Origin of the sequence: Rhodoblastus sp., from assembly GCF_052145335.1 — a bacterium.
Lineage (GTDB): Bacteria > Pseudomonadota > Alphaproteobacteria > Rhizobiales > Beijerinckiaceae > Rhodoblastus.
This window is the reverse complement of record NZ_JBKQOU010000025.1, coordinates 1-15,306: the sequence shown is the minus strand read 5'-3', so window position 1 is coordinate 15,306 and position 15,306 is coordinate 1. Positions and strand designations below refer to the sequence as shown.

Annotated in this window: 15 protein-coding genes; 9 read left to right on the top strand and 6 right to left on the bottom strand. The window is 62.9% G+C overall.

The features are described from left to right. Positions 1 to 86 precede the first annotated feature (86 nt). The 3 genes from ACLP2E_RS01870 to ACLP2E_RS01860 form a co-directional block, all read right to left on the bottom strand. Positions 87 to 302 carry a hypothetical protein gene (locus ACLP2E_RS01870; RefSeq protein ID WP_442464989.1) on the bottom strand — a complete coding sequence of 72 codons (216 nt, stop codon included), beginning with the start codon at positions 300 to 302 and terminating at the stop codon, positions 87 to 89. 260 nt (positions 303 to 562) lie between these two features. Further along, on the bottom strand, positions 563 to 1,108 hold the full coding sequence (locus tag ACLP2E_RS01865) for a GNAT family N-acetyltransferase (protein WP_442464988.1): 546 nt from the start codon (positions 1,106 to 1,108) through the stop codon (positions 563 to 565). Then, on the bottom strand, positions 1,105 to 1,407 hold the full coding sequence (locus ACLP2E_RS01860; RefSeq protein ID WP_442464987.1) for a type II toxin-antitoxin system TacA family antitoxin: 303 nt from the start codon (positions 1,405 to 1,407) through the stop codon (positions 1,105 to 1,107). Before ACLP2E_RS01860 ends, ACLP2E_RS01865 begins: the two co-directional genes overlap by 4 nt. A 325-nt stretch (positions 1,408 to 1,732) precedes the next feature. Between ACLP2E_RS01860 and ACLP2E_RS01855 the strand changes: the two genes are divergently transcribed. Further along, a complete protein-coding gene (locus ACLP2E_RS01855) occupies positions 1,733 to 2,440 on the top strand; it encodes an outer membrane protein (RefSeq protein WP_442462119.1) in 708 nt (235 codons plus the stop codon). 105 nt (positions 2,441 to 2,545) lie between these two features. Next, complete coding sequence (rimO, locus tag ACLP2E_RS01850) at positions 2,546 to 3,895, top strand: 30S ribosomal protein S12 methylthiotransferase RimO (RefSeq protein ID WP_442464986.1); 1,350 nt, start codon at positions 2,546 to 2,548, stop codon at positions 3,893 to 3,895. Positions 3,896 to 3,983: 88 nt separating this feature from the next. Here the strand turns inward: rimO and ACLP2E_RS01845 are convergent, their stop codons facing one another. Further along, positions 3,984 to 4,397 carry a hypothetical protein gene (locus ACLP2E_RS01845; protein ID WP_442462117.1) on the bottom strand — a complete coding sequence of 138 codons (414 nt, stop codon included), beginning with the start codon at positions 4,395 to 4,397 and terminating at the stop codon, positions 3,984 to 3,986. Between the two features lie 178 nt (positions 4,398 to 4,575). On the opposite strand from ACLP2E_RS01845, the gene ACLP2E_RS01840 reads away from it, so the two are divergent. The 7 genes from ACLP2E_RS01840 to ACLP2E_RS01810 all read left to right on the top strand — a co-directional run bounded on the left by ACLP2E_RS01840 (position 4,576) and on the right by ACLP2E_RS01810 (position 12,634). Beyond that, entirely contained in the window at positions 4,576 to 5,259 is a 684-nt protein-coding gene (locus ACLP2E_RS01840) for a hypothetical protein (protein WP_442462116.1), read from the top strand. A gap of 372 nt (positions 5,260 to 5,631) precedes the next feature. After that, a complete protein-coding gene (locus ACLP2E_RS01835) occupies positions 5,632 to 6,003 on the top strand; it encodes a hypothetical protein (protein ID WP_442462115.1) in 372 nt (123 codons plus the stop codon). Between the two features lie 101 nt (positions 6,004 to 6,104). Next, on the top strand, positions 6,105 to 8,048 hold the full coding sequence (locus ACLP2E_RS01830) for a hypothetical protein (protein ID WP_442464985.1): 1,944 nt from the start codon (positions 6,105 to 6,107) through the stop codon (positions 8,046 to 8,048). Between the two features lie 23 nt (positions 8,049 to 8,071). Then, complete coding sequence (locus ACLP2E_RS01825; RefSeq protein ID WP_442464984.1) at positions 8,072 to 9,682, top strand: PEP/pyruvate-binding domain-containing protein; 1,611 nt, start codon at positions 8,072 to 8,074, stop codon at positions 9,680 to 9,682. A 23-nt stretch (positions 9,683 to 9,705) separates the two neighbouring features. Next, positions 9,706 to 11,361, top strand: coding sequence for a murein biosynthesis integral membrane protein MurJ (gene murJ, locus ACLP2E_RS01820; protein ID WP_442462112.1), 1,656 nt, complete (start codon positions 9,706 to 9,708; stop codon positions 11,359 to 11,361). Further along, positions 11,358 to 12,206: a universal stress protein gene (locus ACLP2E_RS01815; protein WP_442464983.1), complete on the top strand. Its 849-nt coding sequence runs from the start codon at positions 11,358 to 11,360 to the stop codon at positions 12,204 to 12,206. Before murJ ends, ACLP2E_RS01815 begins: the two co-directional genes overlap by 4 nt. A 242-nt stretch (positions 12,207 to 12,448) precedes the next feature. Then, positions 12,449 to 12,634 carry a hypothetical protein gene (locus ACLP2E_RS01810; RefSeq protein ID WP_442462110.1) on the top strand — a complete coding sequence of 62 codons (186 nt, stop codon included), beginning with the start codon at positions 12,449 to 12,451 and terminating at the stop codon, positions 12,632 to 12,634. Between the two features lie 50 nt (positions 12,635 to 12,684). Here the strand turns inward: ACLP2E_RS01810 and ACLP2E_RS01805 are convergent, their stop codons facing one another. After that, positions 12,685 to 13,659, bottom strand: coding sequence for a quinone oxidoreductase family protein (locus tag ACLP2E_RS01805; protein ID WP_442464982.1), 975 nt, complete (start codon positions 13,657 to 13,659; stop codon positions 12,685 to 12,687). Positions 13,660 to 13,812: 153 nt separating this feature from the next. Beyond that, the coding region (gene aspS / locus ACLP2E_RS01800) for an aspartate--tRNA ligase (RefSeq protein WP_442464981.1) at positions 13,813 to 15,306 on the bottom strand (1,494 nt) is incomplete at its 5' end.

The following is a 15,306-nucleotide window of genomic DNA, read 5'->3' as shown; positions in this document are numbered from 1 at the left end:
GTACGACGAAAGGGATACAGCAGGATTTTTTTGGTTTTGTCCCGTACCACTATCGTTGAGGGAGAACAACAATTCGATGATCTATCCTAATATTCCGCCACGATAATGTCATTCAGCTTACGCTTGGGAACATGATGGCCTTCATCTTTATCCCGCCAGTAATCAAAACTATCGGTCGGGTTCATTATCTCCAGAATAATCTTCTCTTTTGGTTTCCCGAGCGCGATAACCAGTGATGTTTCATATCTTGCCGGAATATTTAAAAGACGGCGGAGATCTTCTTTATCCACCGCGCCCAGCATGCAGCCGCCAGGTCAAGGGTTTTCCAAAGGAGTCGGCTGCACTGGCGCGCCAGGCGATGAGGTCGAATTCGACGCTACCGAATGCCTGTTGGTCGAGCTAAAGCGCCGCGGCGTCGTGTCGTCTGACGAGGCGGCCGATTTGCATGAACGCTATCTGCGCGAGCGACAATCCTAGGAGCAAGCGCAGTCGGCAATGCCTCATTTTGAATTTAGGAAAATCGACGGTTTCGCAATGTGAACGCGGCGCGAAGATGTGGGGCTTATGGTTTTTGGGACGCTTTGGTAGCGCCTTTACTGATCTTGGCGATGTTCAGGATCATGCGGCCGGGCGCTGAGAGCAGAGCGATGAAGCCGATACGAGCATAAAGCTTTGCGGCGCTTTCGTTCAGCGCATCGAGGACGACGAAGCGCGTCCCAATCTCTTCGGCGACTTTTTCGACCCGCCTGAGCGCGCCGGCGAGCAGGAATTGGCCGACGCCACGATCCTGAAATTCCTTGTGTACGGCAATCATTGAAAGATAGACAGCTGGCGTCGTCGGATAATGGGGCAGGCGCTTGCGCTCGGCTCCCGGCAGGCTTGTCACGTCGATGGCGTGGCTGTTGAGGGCGTAGAATCCTGCGATGACGGGAGTCGCGTCAAGACTTGCGACGCGGACGCGCGTGACGTTTTCGTCCTGGTGCTTGGCGGCCGACTTGGCGATATAATTGTCGATCGAGGCGACGCCACATGAAAAAACCGCCCGATCGTGTTTCTGTCGATCGAGCGGCTCGATGGTTAGCCGCGCCAGAAATTCCAGATCTATCATCGCCCAGACGTGGCCTGCGCGTGCAGCCTCATCAGCGCGACGAGATCGTCTGGCGGCTCGGTCTCGTCGAGCGCGCGCAGGAAGGCGGCGTGGTCTTCAGGGCGGATCGTGGTCGTCTCATAATCGCGCAGGGTTTCGCGCGCCGCCTTGGCCGCCGCCGCCACGGTGAATTCCGAGGCGTTGACGCCGAGCAGCGCCGCCGCCCGTTCGATCAGGTTTTTCGCCTGTTCGGTCGTGCGTTGCTCCATGCGCGCGGTCTTTTGGCCCGGTGCGGTGGGCTCCGCGTGAAAAGTGAGCATAGGATCCTCCATAATTGAGGTTATATGTACGCTAATCGCTGTACAAGCCAAGGTCTTTAGATCAAAAGGACGGGAATCACGCGGCTTCGGCGATATCGTGTCGCCGTCGCGCTTCGATTCCGGCCGCTCGCCGGATCGCGGACAGCGTTAAGCCATTACTTGTGACAATACGGAGCCGCCGCAGAACAAATGCGAGTCATTTTGTTGCTTTTTAGACACAATCATCACGCGAAAGCCACGTTGCCTAGTTTTTAGGATTGCGGTTTTTCATCGCCAAAGACAGTTTGGATCAACGCCCCTTAAATAGACACCAGAGGCTTTTTATATGCGCAAGGTTCTTTTTTCCGCCGTCGCTCTCGCCGCACTGACCGGTTCGGCCCTCGCCGCCGACTTGCCCTCGACCAAGAGCGTGCCGGTTTACGTTCCGGCGTTCACCTGGACGGGCTTCTACGCCGGTGTCGAAGGCGGCGCCGTTTTCCCGAATATTCGCGGCGACGGTTACAGCTCCTTCTCGACCCTGGGCGCGCTCGGCGGCGTCGTCGGCTATAATTACCAGATCAGCCCGACGTTCGTGATCGGCCTCGAAGGCGACGGCGGCGCCCTGTGGGGCAGCGGCCACAGCGTCGTCAACAATTCGCTTCTCAGCGCCTATAGCTCCACCTCCCTCAACTCGACCTATTTCGCCGACGTCCGCGGCCGCCTCGGCTACGCCATGGACCGCGCCCTGCTCTATGTCGCCGGCGGCGTGGCCTTCGGCAATATCGAGACCAACTACCTCCTCCCCGTCGTCGCCGCCCCCGGCCTCCAGATCACCTCCAGCCGCACCGGCTGGACCATCGGCGGCGGTCTCGAATACGCCATCTGGGACAATTGGGTCGGCCGCGTCGAATATCGCTACACCGATCTCGGCTCGGTCAATATCCGCAACCCCTACGTGATCGACCACGTCAGCTCCTCTTCCAGCGAAGTGATCTTTGCCTGGATCTACAAGTTCGGCGGCCCGGAGGCCGCTCCGGTCGTCGCCAAATACTGAATTCGACATGATTCGGCCCGATTTCGGGCCGATGCGAAGCCCGGCCCTCGCGGCCGGGCTTTTGCGTTTGGCTCCTGACCGGCCTTTAACAACACGGCTTTCCTGATGTCCCAGACCGATGACCTGCTAACACCCGGGCCGCGCGACGCCCCGCAAATCTCCTTCGTCTCGCTCGGCTGTCCGAAAGCTCTGGTCGATTCGGAGCGAATCCTCACGCGCCTGCGCGCCGAGGGCTACGCCATCTCCCGCAACCATCGCGGCGCCGACGCGGTGATCGTCAACACCTGCGGCTTTCTCGACAGCGCCAAGGCCGAATCGCTCGCCGCCATCGGCGAGGCGCTGAAGGAAAACGGCAAGGTGATCGTCACCGGCTGCATGGGCGCCGAACCCGGCCCGATCCTCGAAGCCTATCCGCATATTTCGGCGATCACCGGTCCGCAGGATTATGAAAGCGTGATGGCGGCGGTGCACAAGGTTGCGCCGCCCAGCGCCAATCCCTTCATCGACCTGTTGCCGCCGCAGGGCATAAAGCTCACGCCGCGCCATTACGCTTATCTGAAAATCTCCGAGGGCTGCCACAACCGCTGCACCTTCTGCATCATCCCGAAATTGCGCGGCGATCTCGTCTCCCGCCCCGCCGCAGAGGTTTTGCGCGAGGCCGAGAAGCTGGTGAAGGCTGGGGTCAAGGAGCTTCTGGTCGTGTCGCAGGACACGTCCGCCTATGGCCAGGACCTGCGCTACCAATCGAGCCTGTTCCACGACCGCGAAGTGCGCGCCCGCTTCTTCGACCTGGCGCGCGAACTCGGCCAGATGGACGCCTGGGTGCGGCTGCATTACGTCTATCCCTATCCCCATGTCGACGAGGTCGTAGGGCTGATGGCCGAGGGCAAGGTGCTGCCCTACCTCGACATTCCCTTCCAGCATGCGGCGCCCAATGTGCTGCGCGCGATGAAACGTCCGGGCAATGTCGAGAAGACGCTGGACCGTATTCACGCCTGGCGAAAAACCTGTCCCGATCTGGCGATCCGCTCGACCTTCATCGTCGGCTTTCCCGGCGAGACGGAAGAGGATTTCCAGATCCTGCTCGACTGGCTCGACGAGGCGAAGCTCGACCGCGTCGGCGCCTTCAAATATGAGCCGGTCGCCGGCGCCGTCGCCAATGATCTCGGTCTGCCCCCTGTCCCGGCCGAAATCCAGCAGAGCCGCTGGCGCCGGTTCATGGAAAAGCAGCAGAAGATTTCTTTCTCGCGGCAGAAAGCCAAGGTCGGCAAACGTCTGCCCGTCATCCTCGACAAGGTTTTCGCCGGCGGCGGCGAGGGCCGCAGCAAGGCCGACGCGCCGGAAATCGACGGCAAGGTTTTTGTCGCCTCGCGCCGTCCCTTGCGCGTCGGCGAGATCGCGACAGTGAAAATCGACCGCGCCGAAGCCTACGACCTGCACGGAACGGCGGTTTAGAGCGTTTTCAAGCGAAGTGGATACCGGTTCGCATGAAGAAAACGCGTAAAAACAAAAAACTAGAGCCCCGATCCGATTCAGTCAAAAATCACAAGGCTGGCGCCGGAATTCGGCTCAAAGCCGCCATTGAGGGCAGCGAGATAGAAACGCTGCCTCCCCCATATCTGGAGCGTAGCCATGGAATCATTTCCCGCCGCGCCTTGGACTGCCAAGTTTCAATCGAGGCAAAGTGAATAACGCAACCGTAGGCGCATTCACGTTTATTTGACTCTTTATTGCAAGCATTTAGGACATGTTTCAAATCTAATTTCCAAGGTGCGGTTTTTAATGGCTGCTGAAGACATTTTATTTTCATTGCCGCGTCACGCAGCAAGTGTATATTCTGCCATCTGAGAGAATAATGCAGAAACGTCCTGCCTAAGCTGCGGGCAATTTGCTTATTCTTTCTGCAGGCATTTGTTGCAAAGAGGAAGCTTCGATGCCGCAAACGCACGCCATCCATCACTCATTCACCCTCGACGATGCTCAAGTTCAGTTTGCGCTGGTACTCGCGTGCATGTTGGCTCTGGCCTTAGCCCTCGTATATTTCTTTCCGGATCATAGCGGCGTAGAACCATGGCGACCAGAGTCGGTCATTAATATGCCCGCTACATGAGCGTATCGCGATACCCGATCTGCTCTTGCTGGATTCTCGCGCGTCAAGACCAATGCGGCGGCCCGCGTGCTTTGAACCCCTGAAGCTCGTTCTATTTGGAGGCCCTCCGATGTTTGGGAACTCTGATAAAGCGGCTGTCTGGTTCAGCGGGGATGAAAAGACATCGATTTTTTATCCATTCGGCGTCCATCGCGCGGGCTATCTGGTTCCCGAGGAGCTTGCCGGGCGGGTATCCCGATGGACTTATTGGCGCGCGCAACTGCCATTAATTCTATTGACTATCGGATTTATTCCGCTGGTCGATCTGTGGGCGCCTTCGCTTGCCGCGTCAAGAAGGCTTGAAGCGCCCTGTTTCGCTCTCGCCCTTGGTCTCCTCACGGCCCTGGCGTCGGCGGGCGCCTTTGCATGCAACCGGGCGGCTTATGCCCTCTTGCTCAAAGGCTGCCGAGTTACAGAGCGGGCCCCCTCGCGCATCGAGCGAAAAAACTGCACGAAGCAATTCGGAGCATCGCGTAGGAACATCATCTTCTTGCCGCTACCGGTCGCGTTCCTCGGAGTTGTGGTGTGCGCGACGACTATGTTCATCGGCGCGGTCCGGGAGGATATTCCGATGTGGGCGCTCGGCGCGCTGATTTCGCCTCTGTTCTGGTACGCATTGATCAAGGACGGGGTCGATCAGGCTATACGCTGGATCGCAGGCCGCGCCTGACGTCCGGGCTTTTTTCCGGAAGCTGTCCGGGCGACCGTCGCTTGACTGATGCTGCGAATGTCCCCTTTCCGATTCACGCGGACAAAAATTTAGTCCCCTGATTTTTGCGCGGCGGAAGGGCGACACCGAAAACCCGTCGGGACCTCTATTCTAAAGCAGCGGCAAAGCTCTGTATCAAGGAGCGACAAGCGAGGCCATAGCGTTCCGCCGTTTTGCGTCATTCGCTGGCTTTTGTGCGTTCCTTCCTTTCGCCCTCCCGTCGCCGAGAGCGTTTATAATTAAACTTGCCCGTTTCCAGCGACGCCGCGCAGCGGATATGCTAGAAAAGGTCGGCCCTGCCTGAACCGGAAACCGACCTGAAGTGGAATTGAAATGTCCGAATTCAGCGATCTTTTTCTCGAATTGAGGACCATTCTCGACGATCCCGACGCCTATTACGAGCAGATCAGTTCGGAACTCGATCCCGATCTCGTCGACCAATTGCGCGCCTACGCGGCCTCGCACAATGTCCCGCTGCAAGACGCCCTGCTGGGAGCCCTGCAGCTTTTCATGCTGACCTCCGCCGAGGACGCCTGGCGCAGGCTTTCCCGCGAAGTGGGCGCCAACGACGACAACAGCGCCGCGCCGCTGACCGTCATCCTGGAGCGTTTCCTGACCATCGCCCTCGATCCGTCGCGCCAGAAACAGCTCGAAGGCCCGGAACTGCCCGCCATCCTCCATTCCTTCCGCCGCATGCCGGAATAGTCTCGCCTCCGGCCGTCATCAGGAAGCAATGATCTGGCTCAACATAGGCGGCACAGGAAATCGCTATAACAAGGCACGCAAACTCCGGGCGGGGACCGAATATGGTCGGCAAGGTCGAAATCGTCGAAGCTCTGGGCGAACGCGCCGTGCTGCTGCCGTCGCTGATCGCGGCGGCGCTGGCGGCCAACGACCGCCTGAAAATCCGCCTCTCGATCCTCCAGGAAGCCTCCGCCCGCGCCGCCGAGCCTGGGCGGGCCGCGCTGGCGCTGGAACAGGAGCGGCGCGCGGTCGGGCTGGACGATCCCGACTATGACGCGACGATTTCCGGCGCCCGCCCCATCGACGCCGCGACTTTCCTCAGCCCCGGCGCCGCGCGTCTCGCCGCCGGCTTCGCCAAAGACCTCGCCGCCATGTTCGCGCCGCTCGAAGCCGCGGGGAGCGAAACCGCCCCGGCGCTGAAAGCGCGGCTGGACGCGGTTGCAGCCGCCCTGCCCGATTTCGACGGCGACCGCGTCGTCCACGCCGAGGTCGCGAAGCTGGCCTCGGCGCGGCGCGAGGCTGGCGACAGCCTGCATCTCCTGGTGATGGACCTGCACAAGGCGATCAACCAACTGGCGAGCGAAACCGCCCTCGAACAGATCGACGGCGCCCATGTAGCCGGTCTCGACGATCCCTCCCGCCTGCGCGTCAAAGCTTTTATGCGCGGCTTGAATCGCACGGCTCCGCTGGCTTTTGGGCATCCCGGGCTGGCGACCACCGCGGGGCGGCTGGGCGGAAAGCTGTCGATCCAGAACGATATCGGCACGACCGACGCTCATGTCCTCGTCGTCCATGTCGAGGGGCTGACCGCGACGACGACCTATACCGACGTGCATCGGGCGCGGGCCAAATTCTTCATCTCGCTGTTCGAGGGCGAGAACGTCGCCTGGAGTCCGCTCGGCGAAAAAAGGCAGCGCAATCTGGCCGAAGGCGAGGTTTTCTTCCTGCTGACCGGCGTCTTTAAGGCGCGCGACGAGGCCGATCTCGAACGCTTCCTCGAGTTTTTGGGCTCGCGCATCGTCTTCCTGATCGACTGGAACAAGGCGCGCAAGGCGCTGCAGGTATTCACCACGAAGAACATCGCCATCGCCCTGCTGACCGGCGCGGCGCGGCGAGACGAAGGCCATCGCGCGTTTCTCGAACTCGGCGGCGCCGAGTTGATCTACGAGGCGATCCGCAACGCTGCGCCCGGGCGCATCGCCTATGGCGTGCCGCTCGATCAGGCGCTCGGCGAGGCCGAATGCGAGGCCTTTTTGCGCAATGTGCTGCATGTCGCCTGCGAGGGGCTCAAGGACGGCCGCTCGACGCGGCTGATCCGCGACGAGATCCAGGCCGATCTGTCGCAGCGCCTCGACACCGCCGAACGCGAATTGCTGGGCGTCGTGCTGCGCCATCTCGGCCTGACGCGCATGCTGGCCGGGATGATCGAAACGGTTTTCCTGCCCGATGGACTGGCGAGCGCCGAAGACCGCAAGAAATTGAGCCTTCACGCCAAGGCCATCGAGGCCAAGGCGGACCTTTTGACCGTCGCGGCGCGGAAGATTTTCGGGCGGTTGCGCGACGCCGACGATTTGCTGCATCTGATCGATCAGGTCGAGAACGCCACCGACAGTTTCGACGAGGCGGCGTTTTTCCTCAGCCTCGCCGCTGACGACAGCAGAAGCGCCCTCTCCGCCCCGCTCGGAGAACTGGCCGCTTTGGCGACCGAATCGGTCGGCCAATTGACCCGCGCCGTCGAGGGCGCCCTGCTCATTCCCAATGGCAAACGCCTCGACGCCGCTTTCGCCTTGCAATGCGCCGACGCCGTGAGCGACATCGAGCGCGCCGCCGATGTCGCCGAGCGTTCCGCCATCGGCACGATCATCTTGCACACGCCCGCCGGCGCCGACGCGCGCAGCCTGGTGCTCGGACTGGAAATCGCCCGCACCCTGGAAGAGGCGACCGACCGGCTCGCTCATGCGGCCATGTCGCTGCGCAACCGCATTTTGCAGGAGCTTTCCGCATGAGCGGCGAAAATGGAGCTTGTCCCATGAGCGGCGAAAATTTCGAACCCGCCTTCATCGCCCTCGGCGGCGCGCCCAAAACCCTTTCCGCCGCGCTTTACGGCTCCAAGGCCGCGGAACTGGCGCGCATAAATTCGATGCGGCTTCCCGTGCCGCCCGCCTTTGTCCTGCCGACCAGCCTCTGCGCGCCAGTGATCGCCGGAGACCCGAATGCGCTCGAAATCATGCGCAAAAGCCTCGTCGCAGGGGTGGCGCGGCTTGAAGCCGTCACCGCCCGGCAACTCGGCGACGCCCGCACGCCGCTGTTCGTCTCGGTGCGCTCCGGGGCGGAAAAATCCATGCCCGGAATGCTCGAAACCATTCTCGACGTCGGCATGAACCCGACCAGCGTCCATGGCCTGATCCGCGCCACCGGCAATCCGCGCCTCGCCTTCGACAGCTATCGCCGCTTCGTCCTCTCCTATGTCGAAGTGGTCGGCGGCCTGTCGATCAAACCCTTCGACGAGGCGCTGGCGGCGATGATCCACACCGAAGGCGTCGACCACGAAGCCGAACTTGACCCCGAGGCTCTGGAGCGGCTGGTCGGCGACTTTCTCGAAATCGCCGCCGCCCAGGGCGCGACGCCGCCGCGCGATCCGATCGAACAGCTGACGCAGGCGGCTCGCGCCGTCTATCTTTCCTGGCAGAGCCCGAAAGCCAGGGAATATCGCCGGCTCAACGCGCTGGAAGGCCTCCAGGGCACCGCCGTCACGGTGCAGGCGATGGTGTTCGGGAATTCGGGCGGCGATTCCGGCGCCGGCGTGGCTTTTTCGCGCGATCCCGCGACCGGCGCCAAGGGGCTCTATGTCGATTTTCTCGCCGACGCCCAAGGCGAGGATGTGGTCTCGGGGCGGCGAACCCCCGCCGACGCGGCGCTGCTGGCGCGACGCCTGCCGCAGGTGGCGCGGCAATTGGCGGAAGGCGCCGAGGCGCTGGAGAAAGCGGGAGCCGACGTGCAGGACGTCGAATTCACCGTCGAGCACGGCAAACTGTTCTTCCTGCAAACCCGCGCCGCCAAGCGCACGCCGCGCGCGGCGCTGAAAATCGCCGTCGATCTGGCGGCGGAAGGGTTGATCGACCGCGACGAGGCTTTGCGCCGGATCGCGGGGATAGACCTTGCGAAAGCGGGCGCCGCCACTTTCACGCAAGCCGCGCCGAAAATCGCCGAGGCGACCGCGGCTTCGCCCGGCGTCGCCTGCGGCCGCGCCTGTTTCAACAGCGCCCAGGCGGAAGAATCTTCACGGCGCCGCGAGCCCGTGATCCTGGTGCGCCGCGATACCTCCACCGAGGATGTCGCCGGCTTCGCCCTCGCCGAGGGCATATTGACCGCCATCGGCGGACGCACCTCCCACGCCGCCGTTGTCGCGCGGCAGATGGGCAAGGTCTGTCTGGTTGGCTGCCGGACGCTGACCATCGACGCTGACGAGCTTGGCGCGACGCTGAGTGGCGAAAGAGTTCGTTCGGGCGACTGGATCGCCCTCGACGGCGCCAACGGCGCGATTTCGCTGGGCCGGCGCGACATTGTGGTCGAAAATCCGGCGGAAGCCGCCATCATCCGGCAATGGAGAGAGGAAGCGCGGCAAGGCGTTCCCGCCTGACCTCTGCCGCCGAGGGAAAAGATTTGTCGCAGGCACAAGCGGAGCGGAAAACGACAAGCCAGGCGAGGACGATCGGAATCGCCTCGGCGCTTTGGGGCGGCTCGATTTTCCTCAGCCGCATCATCGGCCTGGCGCGCGAACAGGTGATCGGCCGCACACTCGGCGCGAGCCGTCAGGCCGACCTCTATTTCGCCAGTTTCACCTTGCCGGATTTCCTGAACTATCTGCTCGCCGCCGGCGCCCTGTCGATCGTCTTCATCCCGATTTTTCTCAGGCATCTGCAACGCGGCGACGAGGCGCGCGGCTGGCGGGCGTTCAGCGTGATCGCCAATTTCATCCTGCTGGTGGGTGGAATCGGCATCGCGCTCTTGATGGTTTTCGCCCGGCCGCTGGCGGGCGTGGTCGCGCCCGGCTTCACCGATCCCCACGACATCGAAACCCTGACCCGCCTCACCCGCATCATCCTGCCGGCGCAATTCTTCCATGTCGTCGGCGGGCTTTTGTCGGCGGCGCTGCAGGCCCAGGACCTGCATTTCCTGCCGGCGCTGGCGCCGCTGGTCTATTCGCTTGGCATCATCGCCGGCGGCCTGATCGGCGCGCATTATTCGGTCGTCGGCGCCGACGGTTTCGCCTGGGGCGTGCTGGCCGGCTCGATCCTCGGGCCTTTCGCGCTGCCGCTCTACGGCTGCCTGAAAACGCACATGCGCTGGAGCCCGGTCCTGTCGCTGCGCGACCCCGACCTGAAACGTTATCTTTGGCTCTCGGCGCCGATCATGATCGGCTTTTCCATCGTCATCGTCGACGAATGGATCGTCAAGAACCAGGCCTCCTATCTCGGCGCCGGCATGCTGTCCCATCTGCAATATGGGCGCACCCTTATGCGTGTCCCGATCGGCGTGTTCGGCATGGCGGCGGGCGTCGCGGCCTATCCGACCATCAGCCGGCTGGTCACAGACGGCGACGTAGCCGGGGCCTACAGCCTGTTGCGCCGCGCCGTGCGGCTGATGCTGGCGGCGACCTTCGCGGCGCAGGTCTGCCTGACGGTCGCGGGCTTCGAGGCGGCCTATCTGATCTGGGGCCTGTTCGCCAGCCGCTTCACCGTCGCCGACGCGCAGGCGACCGCCGACGTCCTGGCTTTTTTAAGCCTCGGCCTCGCCGGCTGGGCGGCGCAGAGCGTGATCAGCCGCGGCTTTTACGCGCTGGGCAGCACCTGGCCGCCGACGCTGCTGGGAACGGCGATCGCCGTCGTCGCGACGCCGCTCTATATTGTTTTTCGCCAAAACTGGGGCGCCAACGGCCTTGCCGTCGCCAGCGCGCTCTCGATATTGACCTATGTTCTGGCGCTGGGCTGGCTGCAGCATCGCCGCTTTCTGCGCGAGGCGCGGGAGCGGGGCGTGAGCCTGAAGCGCGAGCCCGGCATGCTCGATGGCGCCTTGCGGATGGCGGCGGCGGCGGGGCTGGCCATCGCCGCCGGGCTTTTCGCAAGGCTTTGGCTGATGAAATTTCTGCCGGGCGTGGCCCCCGGCGCCCTCGTTTTGCGCGCCGCCCTGCTCTGCTTCATCGGCGTCGCCCTTTACGCCGGTCTGGCGCGAGCTTTTGGCGTGCGCGAAATCGCCGAGATCGAAACCATCGCGATGCGCAAGCTCGGTTTGCGCAAAATTCGAGGAGACAGGCTTTGAGTATCAAGGATTTACTTCTTCACCTGCAAACCGGCGAAACGGCGCAATCGACCAATGAATTCGCAGTTTCGCTCGCCGAACAGACCGGCTCGCACCTGACGGCGGCGGGCGTGGTGATCGAAATTCCGCCTCCCGCCTCGGAACTGGGAAGTTTCGCGCCGGACTGGGATTTCAGCAATTTCGGCATTTTCGCCCAGATCGACGAACAGCGGCGCCAGGCTACCGAAAAAGCCTATGAAGCTTTTGCCGCCTCCGTCCCCGCCAGCGTCCAGACGGAAAAGGTTTTCATCCAGTCCTTTCAGGAACAGGCCTGCGACGACTTCGCGCGACTGGCGCGCCATTTCGATTTCGCCATTGTTTCGCAGGGCGATCCCGAAACCGGACAGGACAGCCGCTCGATCCTTTCCAGCGCCCTGTTCACCTCAGGCAGGCCGGCTTTCGTCGTTCCCACGGCCCATCAAGGGCCAGCCCTGCTCGACAACGCCCTGGTGTGCTGGGACGGCAGCGCGCAGGCGGCAAGGGCGCTGGCGGAAGCCCTGCCCCTGCTCGTGCGCGCGCAAAAGGTCGAAGTCGTCTGCGTCATGGGCGAAAGCGAAAACCGCAAAAACCTCCCCGGCTTCGACATCACCCGCCATCTGGCGCGCCATCGCATCGCCGCCACCCTGCGCGATCTGACCGACGCTCACGACGCCGGACGGGCGATCCTCGCCCACGCGCAGGAAATAGGCGCGGATTATCTCGTCATGGGCGCCTATGGCCACTGGCGGCTGGGCGAGTTGATCTTCGGCGGCACAACGCGCACCGTGCTGGCGGGGATGCAGAAGCCGGTGTTCATGACGCATTGAACGATCTGGTCGTCAAAATCACACGCCCTAGGGCGTTGGCAGGAATTGACGAGCGATGCCGCCCAGAAGCGCAGCAGCGGCACGATCATAGCTGTCCAGCGCCGCTTTCGCGAGATTTTTGGCATTCGAGGAGTTTGTGCGCGCGCCTCAAGAAAGATTGACCGGACCGGCAGCTCGTCGATTCTTGACCACCGAGGGCGAGGCGCGCATCCTCCCGGCTGCCACTACTCGGAGGCCGCATCATGAAGAAGCTACTTTTCGCCATTGCCGCCATCGCCCTTCTCGTCGAGCCCGTCGCGGCCATGCCGATCCGCGTGCTGCAGCAAACGACCGTCGGCGCCCCGACAATTGAAAAAGCTGTCTACGTCGGCACGCGTGGCTCTGCGCGCCGAACCGTCCGTCGACATGTCCGCCGGCACACTTATTGACCACGGCCACGTCCAAGAGCAGCGCTTCCCTTGAAAACGCCGCAGCGTAATCACGGCAGCAGGATGGTCGCGCCCGTCGTTTCGCGCCCCTCGAGGGCGCGGTGGGCCTCGGCCGCTTTCTCCAGCGGCAGCCGGGAGTTGATCGCGATCTTGACCTGGCCCGAACCAACCACCTGCGTCAGCCGCGCCGCCATTTCGGCCAGCCGTCCTTCCACGGCCATGTGGTTGAACAGCGTCGGACGCGTGGCGTAGAGCGAGCCTTTTTGCGCCAGCAGGCCGAGATTGAAAGTCTCGATCGCCCCCGATGCCGAGCCGAAGCTGACGAAAGTGCCGAACGGCCGCAGGCAATCGAGCGAGCCCGGGAAAGTCGCCTTGCCGACGCCGTCATAAACCGCGTTGCAGAGTTTGCCGCCGGTGATCTCCTTCACCCGCGCGACGAAATCCTCGTTGCGATAGAGGATGACCTCGTTGGCGCCGGCCTCGCGCGCCAGCTTGGCCTTTGCTTCGCTCCCCGCCGTGCCGATCACCGTCGCGCCGAGCAGCCGCGCCCATTGGCACAGGATCAGGCCGACGCCGCCAGCCGCCGCGTGGACGAGAATGACGTCGCCAGCGTTGACCGGGTAGGTGCGGAACAGCAGGTATTCGGCGGTCAGGCCCTTCAGCATCATCGCCGCCGCCGTCTCGTAGGAGATGCTGTCCGGCAAAGCCACCAGCGCCCGCGCGTCGATATTGAGGCGTTCGGCATAGGCGCCCTGTGCGCCGGCATAGGCGACGCGCTCGCCGATCTTGAAATCGGTCACGCCCTGGCCGAGTGCGACGATCTCCCCCGCTCCCTCATTGCCCGGCGTAAAAGGCTTTACCGGCGCCGGGTAAAGGCCGGTGCGGAAATAAATGTCGAGGTAATTGACGCCGATGGCGTGCTGGCGGACCTGGACCTGGCCAGGACCGGGCGCTGGCAATTCGATGTCCTCGTAGCGCAGGACTTCCGGGCCGCCGGTTTCGTAAATGCGGATCGCCTTGACCATGTGAGCTTCCTCCCGTTGAGAAGGAAATCTAGGCGCGACGGCCGACAGTCGCAATGATCAGGGGGCGGCGCGGGCGCAAAAGTTGCATTGCGCGGGAAGGCGCCGGCTTGGCCCTCGCTCCCCGCACGCAACGCACGCGGGGAGAGTAGGATCTCACCCCTTTTCCGGCAGGTTCACCCGCAGGTGCAATTCGCGCAATTGCTTGGGCGTCGCGGGCGACGGCGCGCCCATCAGGATGTCCTCGGCGCGCTGGTTCATCGGGAACAGCGCCACTTCGCGCAGGTTCTGTTCGCCGGCCAGCAGCATGATGATGCGGTCGACGCCCGCCGCCATGCCGCCATGGGGAGGAGCGCCATAGTGGAAGGCCCGGAACATGCCGCCGAATTCCGCGACCACCGTCTCCTCGCCATAGCCGGCGATCTCGAATGCCCTAACCATGGCTTCCGGGCGATGGTTGCGGATGCCGCCCGAGGCGATTTCGAAACCGTTGCAGGCGATGTCGTATTGGAACGCTTTTAGTGTGAGCGGATCGGCGCTGTTGAGCGCCTCCAGCCCGCCCTGCGGCATGGAGAACGGATTATGGGCGAAATCGACCTTCTTCTCGTCCTCGTTCCACTCGAACATCGGGAAATCGACGACCCAGGCCAGTTCAAACCTTTCCTTGTCGATCAGGTTCAAGTCCTCGCCGACCTTGGTCCGCGCCATGCCGGCGAATTTGGCGAATTTGTCGGGGTCGCCCGCCGCGAAAAACACCGCGTCGCCCTCTTTCAGGCCAAGCTGTTTCTGGATCGCCTCGGTGCGCTCCGGGCCGATGTTCTTAGCCACCGGTCCCGCCGCCTCGGTCTGTCCATTTGCCTCGCGCCAGAAAATATAGCCCAGCCCCGGCTGTCCCTCGCTCTGCGCCCATGAATTCATCCGGTCGCAGAAAGTGCGCGAGCCGCCGCCCGGCGCCGGCAGCGCCCAGACCTGGTTCTTCTCGGTCTCCAGCATCCGCGCGAAAACCTTGAAGCCGGAGTCGCGGAAATGTTCCGACACGTCCTGCATCACCAGGGGATTGCGCAGGTCGGGCTTGTCGGAGCCATATTTGCGCATGGCCTCGGCATAGGGGATGCGCGGCCAGTTTTTCGTCACCGGCCAACCCTTGCCGAATTGTTCGAAAATGCCGGTAATGATCGGCTCCATCGTCTCGAACACGTCTTCCTGGGTGATGAAGCTCATTTCGAGATCGAGCTGATAGAATTCGCCGGGCAGGCGGTCGGCGCGCGGGTCCTCGTCGCGGAAACAGGGCGCGATCTGGAAATAGCGGTCGAAGCCGGCCATCATCAGCAATTGCGTGTATTGCTGCGGCGCCTGCGGCAAGGCGTAGAACTTGCCGGGATGGATGCGCGACGGCACCAGGAAGTCGCGCGCGCCTTCCGGCGAGGAGGCCGTGAGGATCGGCGTCTGGAATTCGTTGAAGCCGGAAGCCTTCATGCGCTCGCGCATGGAATCCACCACCTGCCCGCGAAGCATGATGTTGTTGTGGATGCGTTCGCGGCGCAGGTCGAGGAAGCGGTATTTCAGCCGGGTCTCTTCCGGGTAATCCTGGTCGCCGAACACCGGCAGCGGCAATTCGCCCGCCGTGCCCAGAACCTGCGCGTCGCGGAC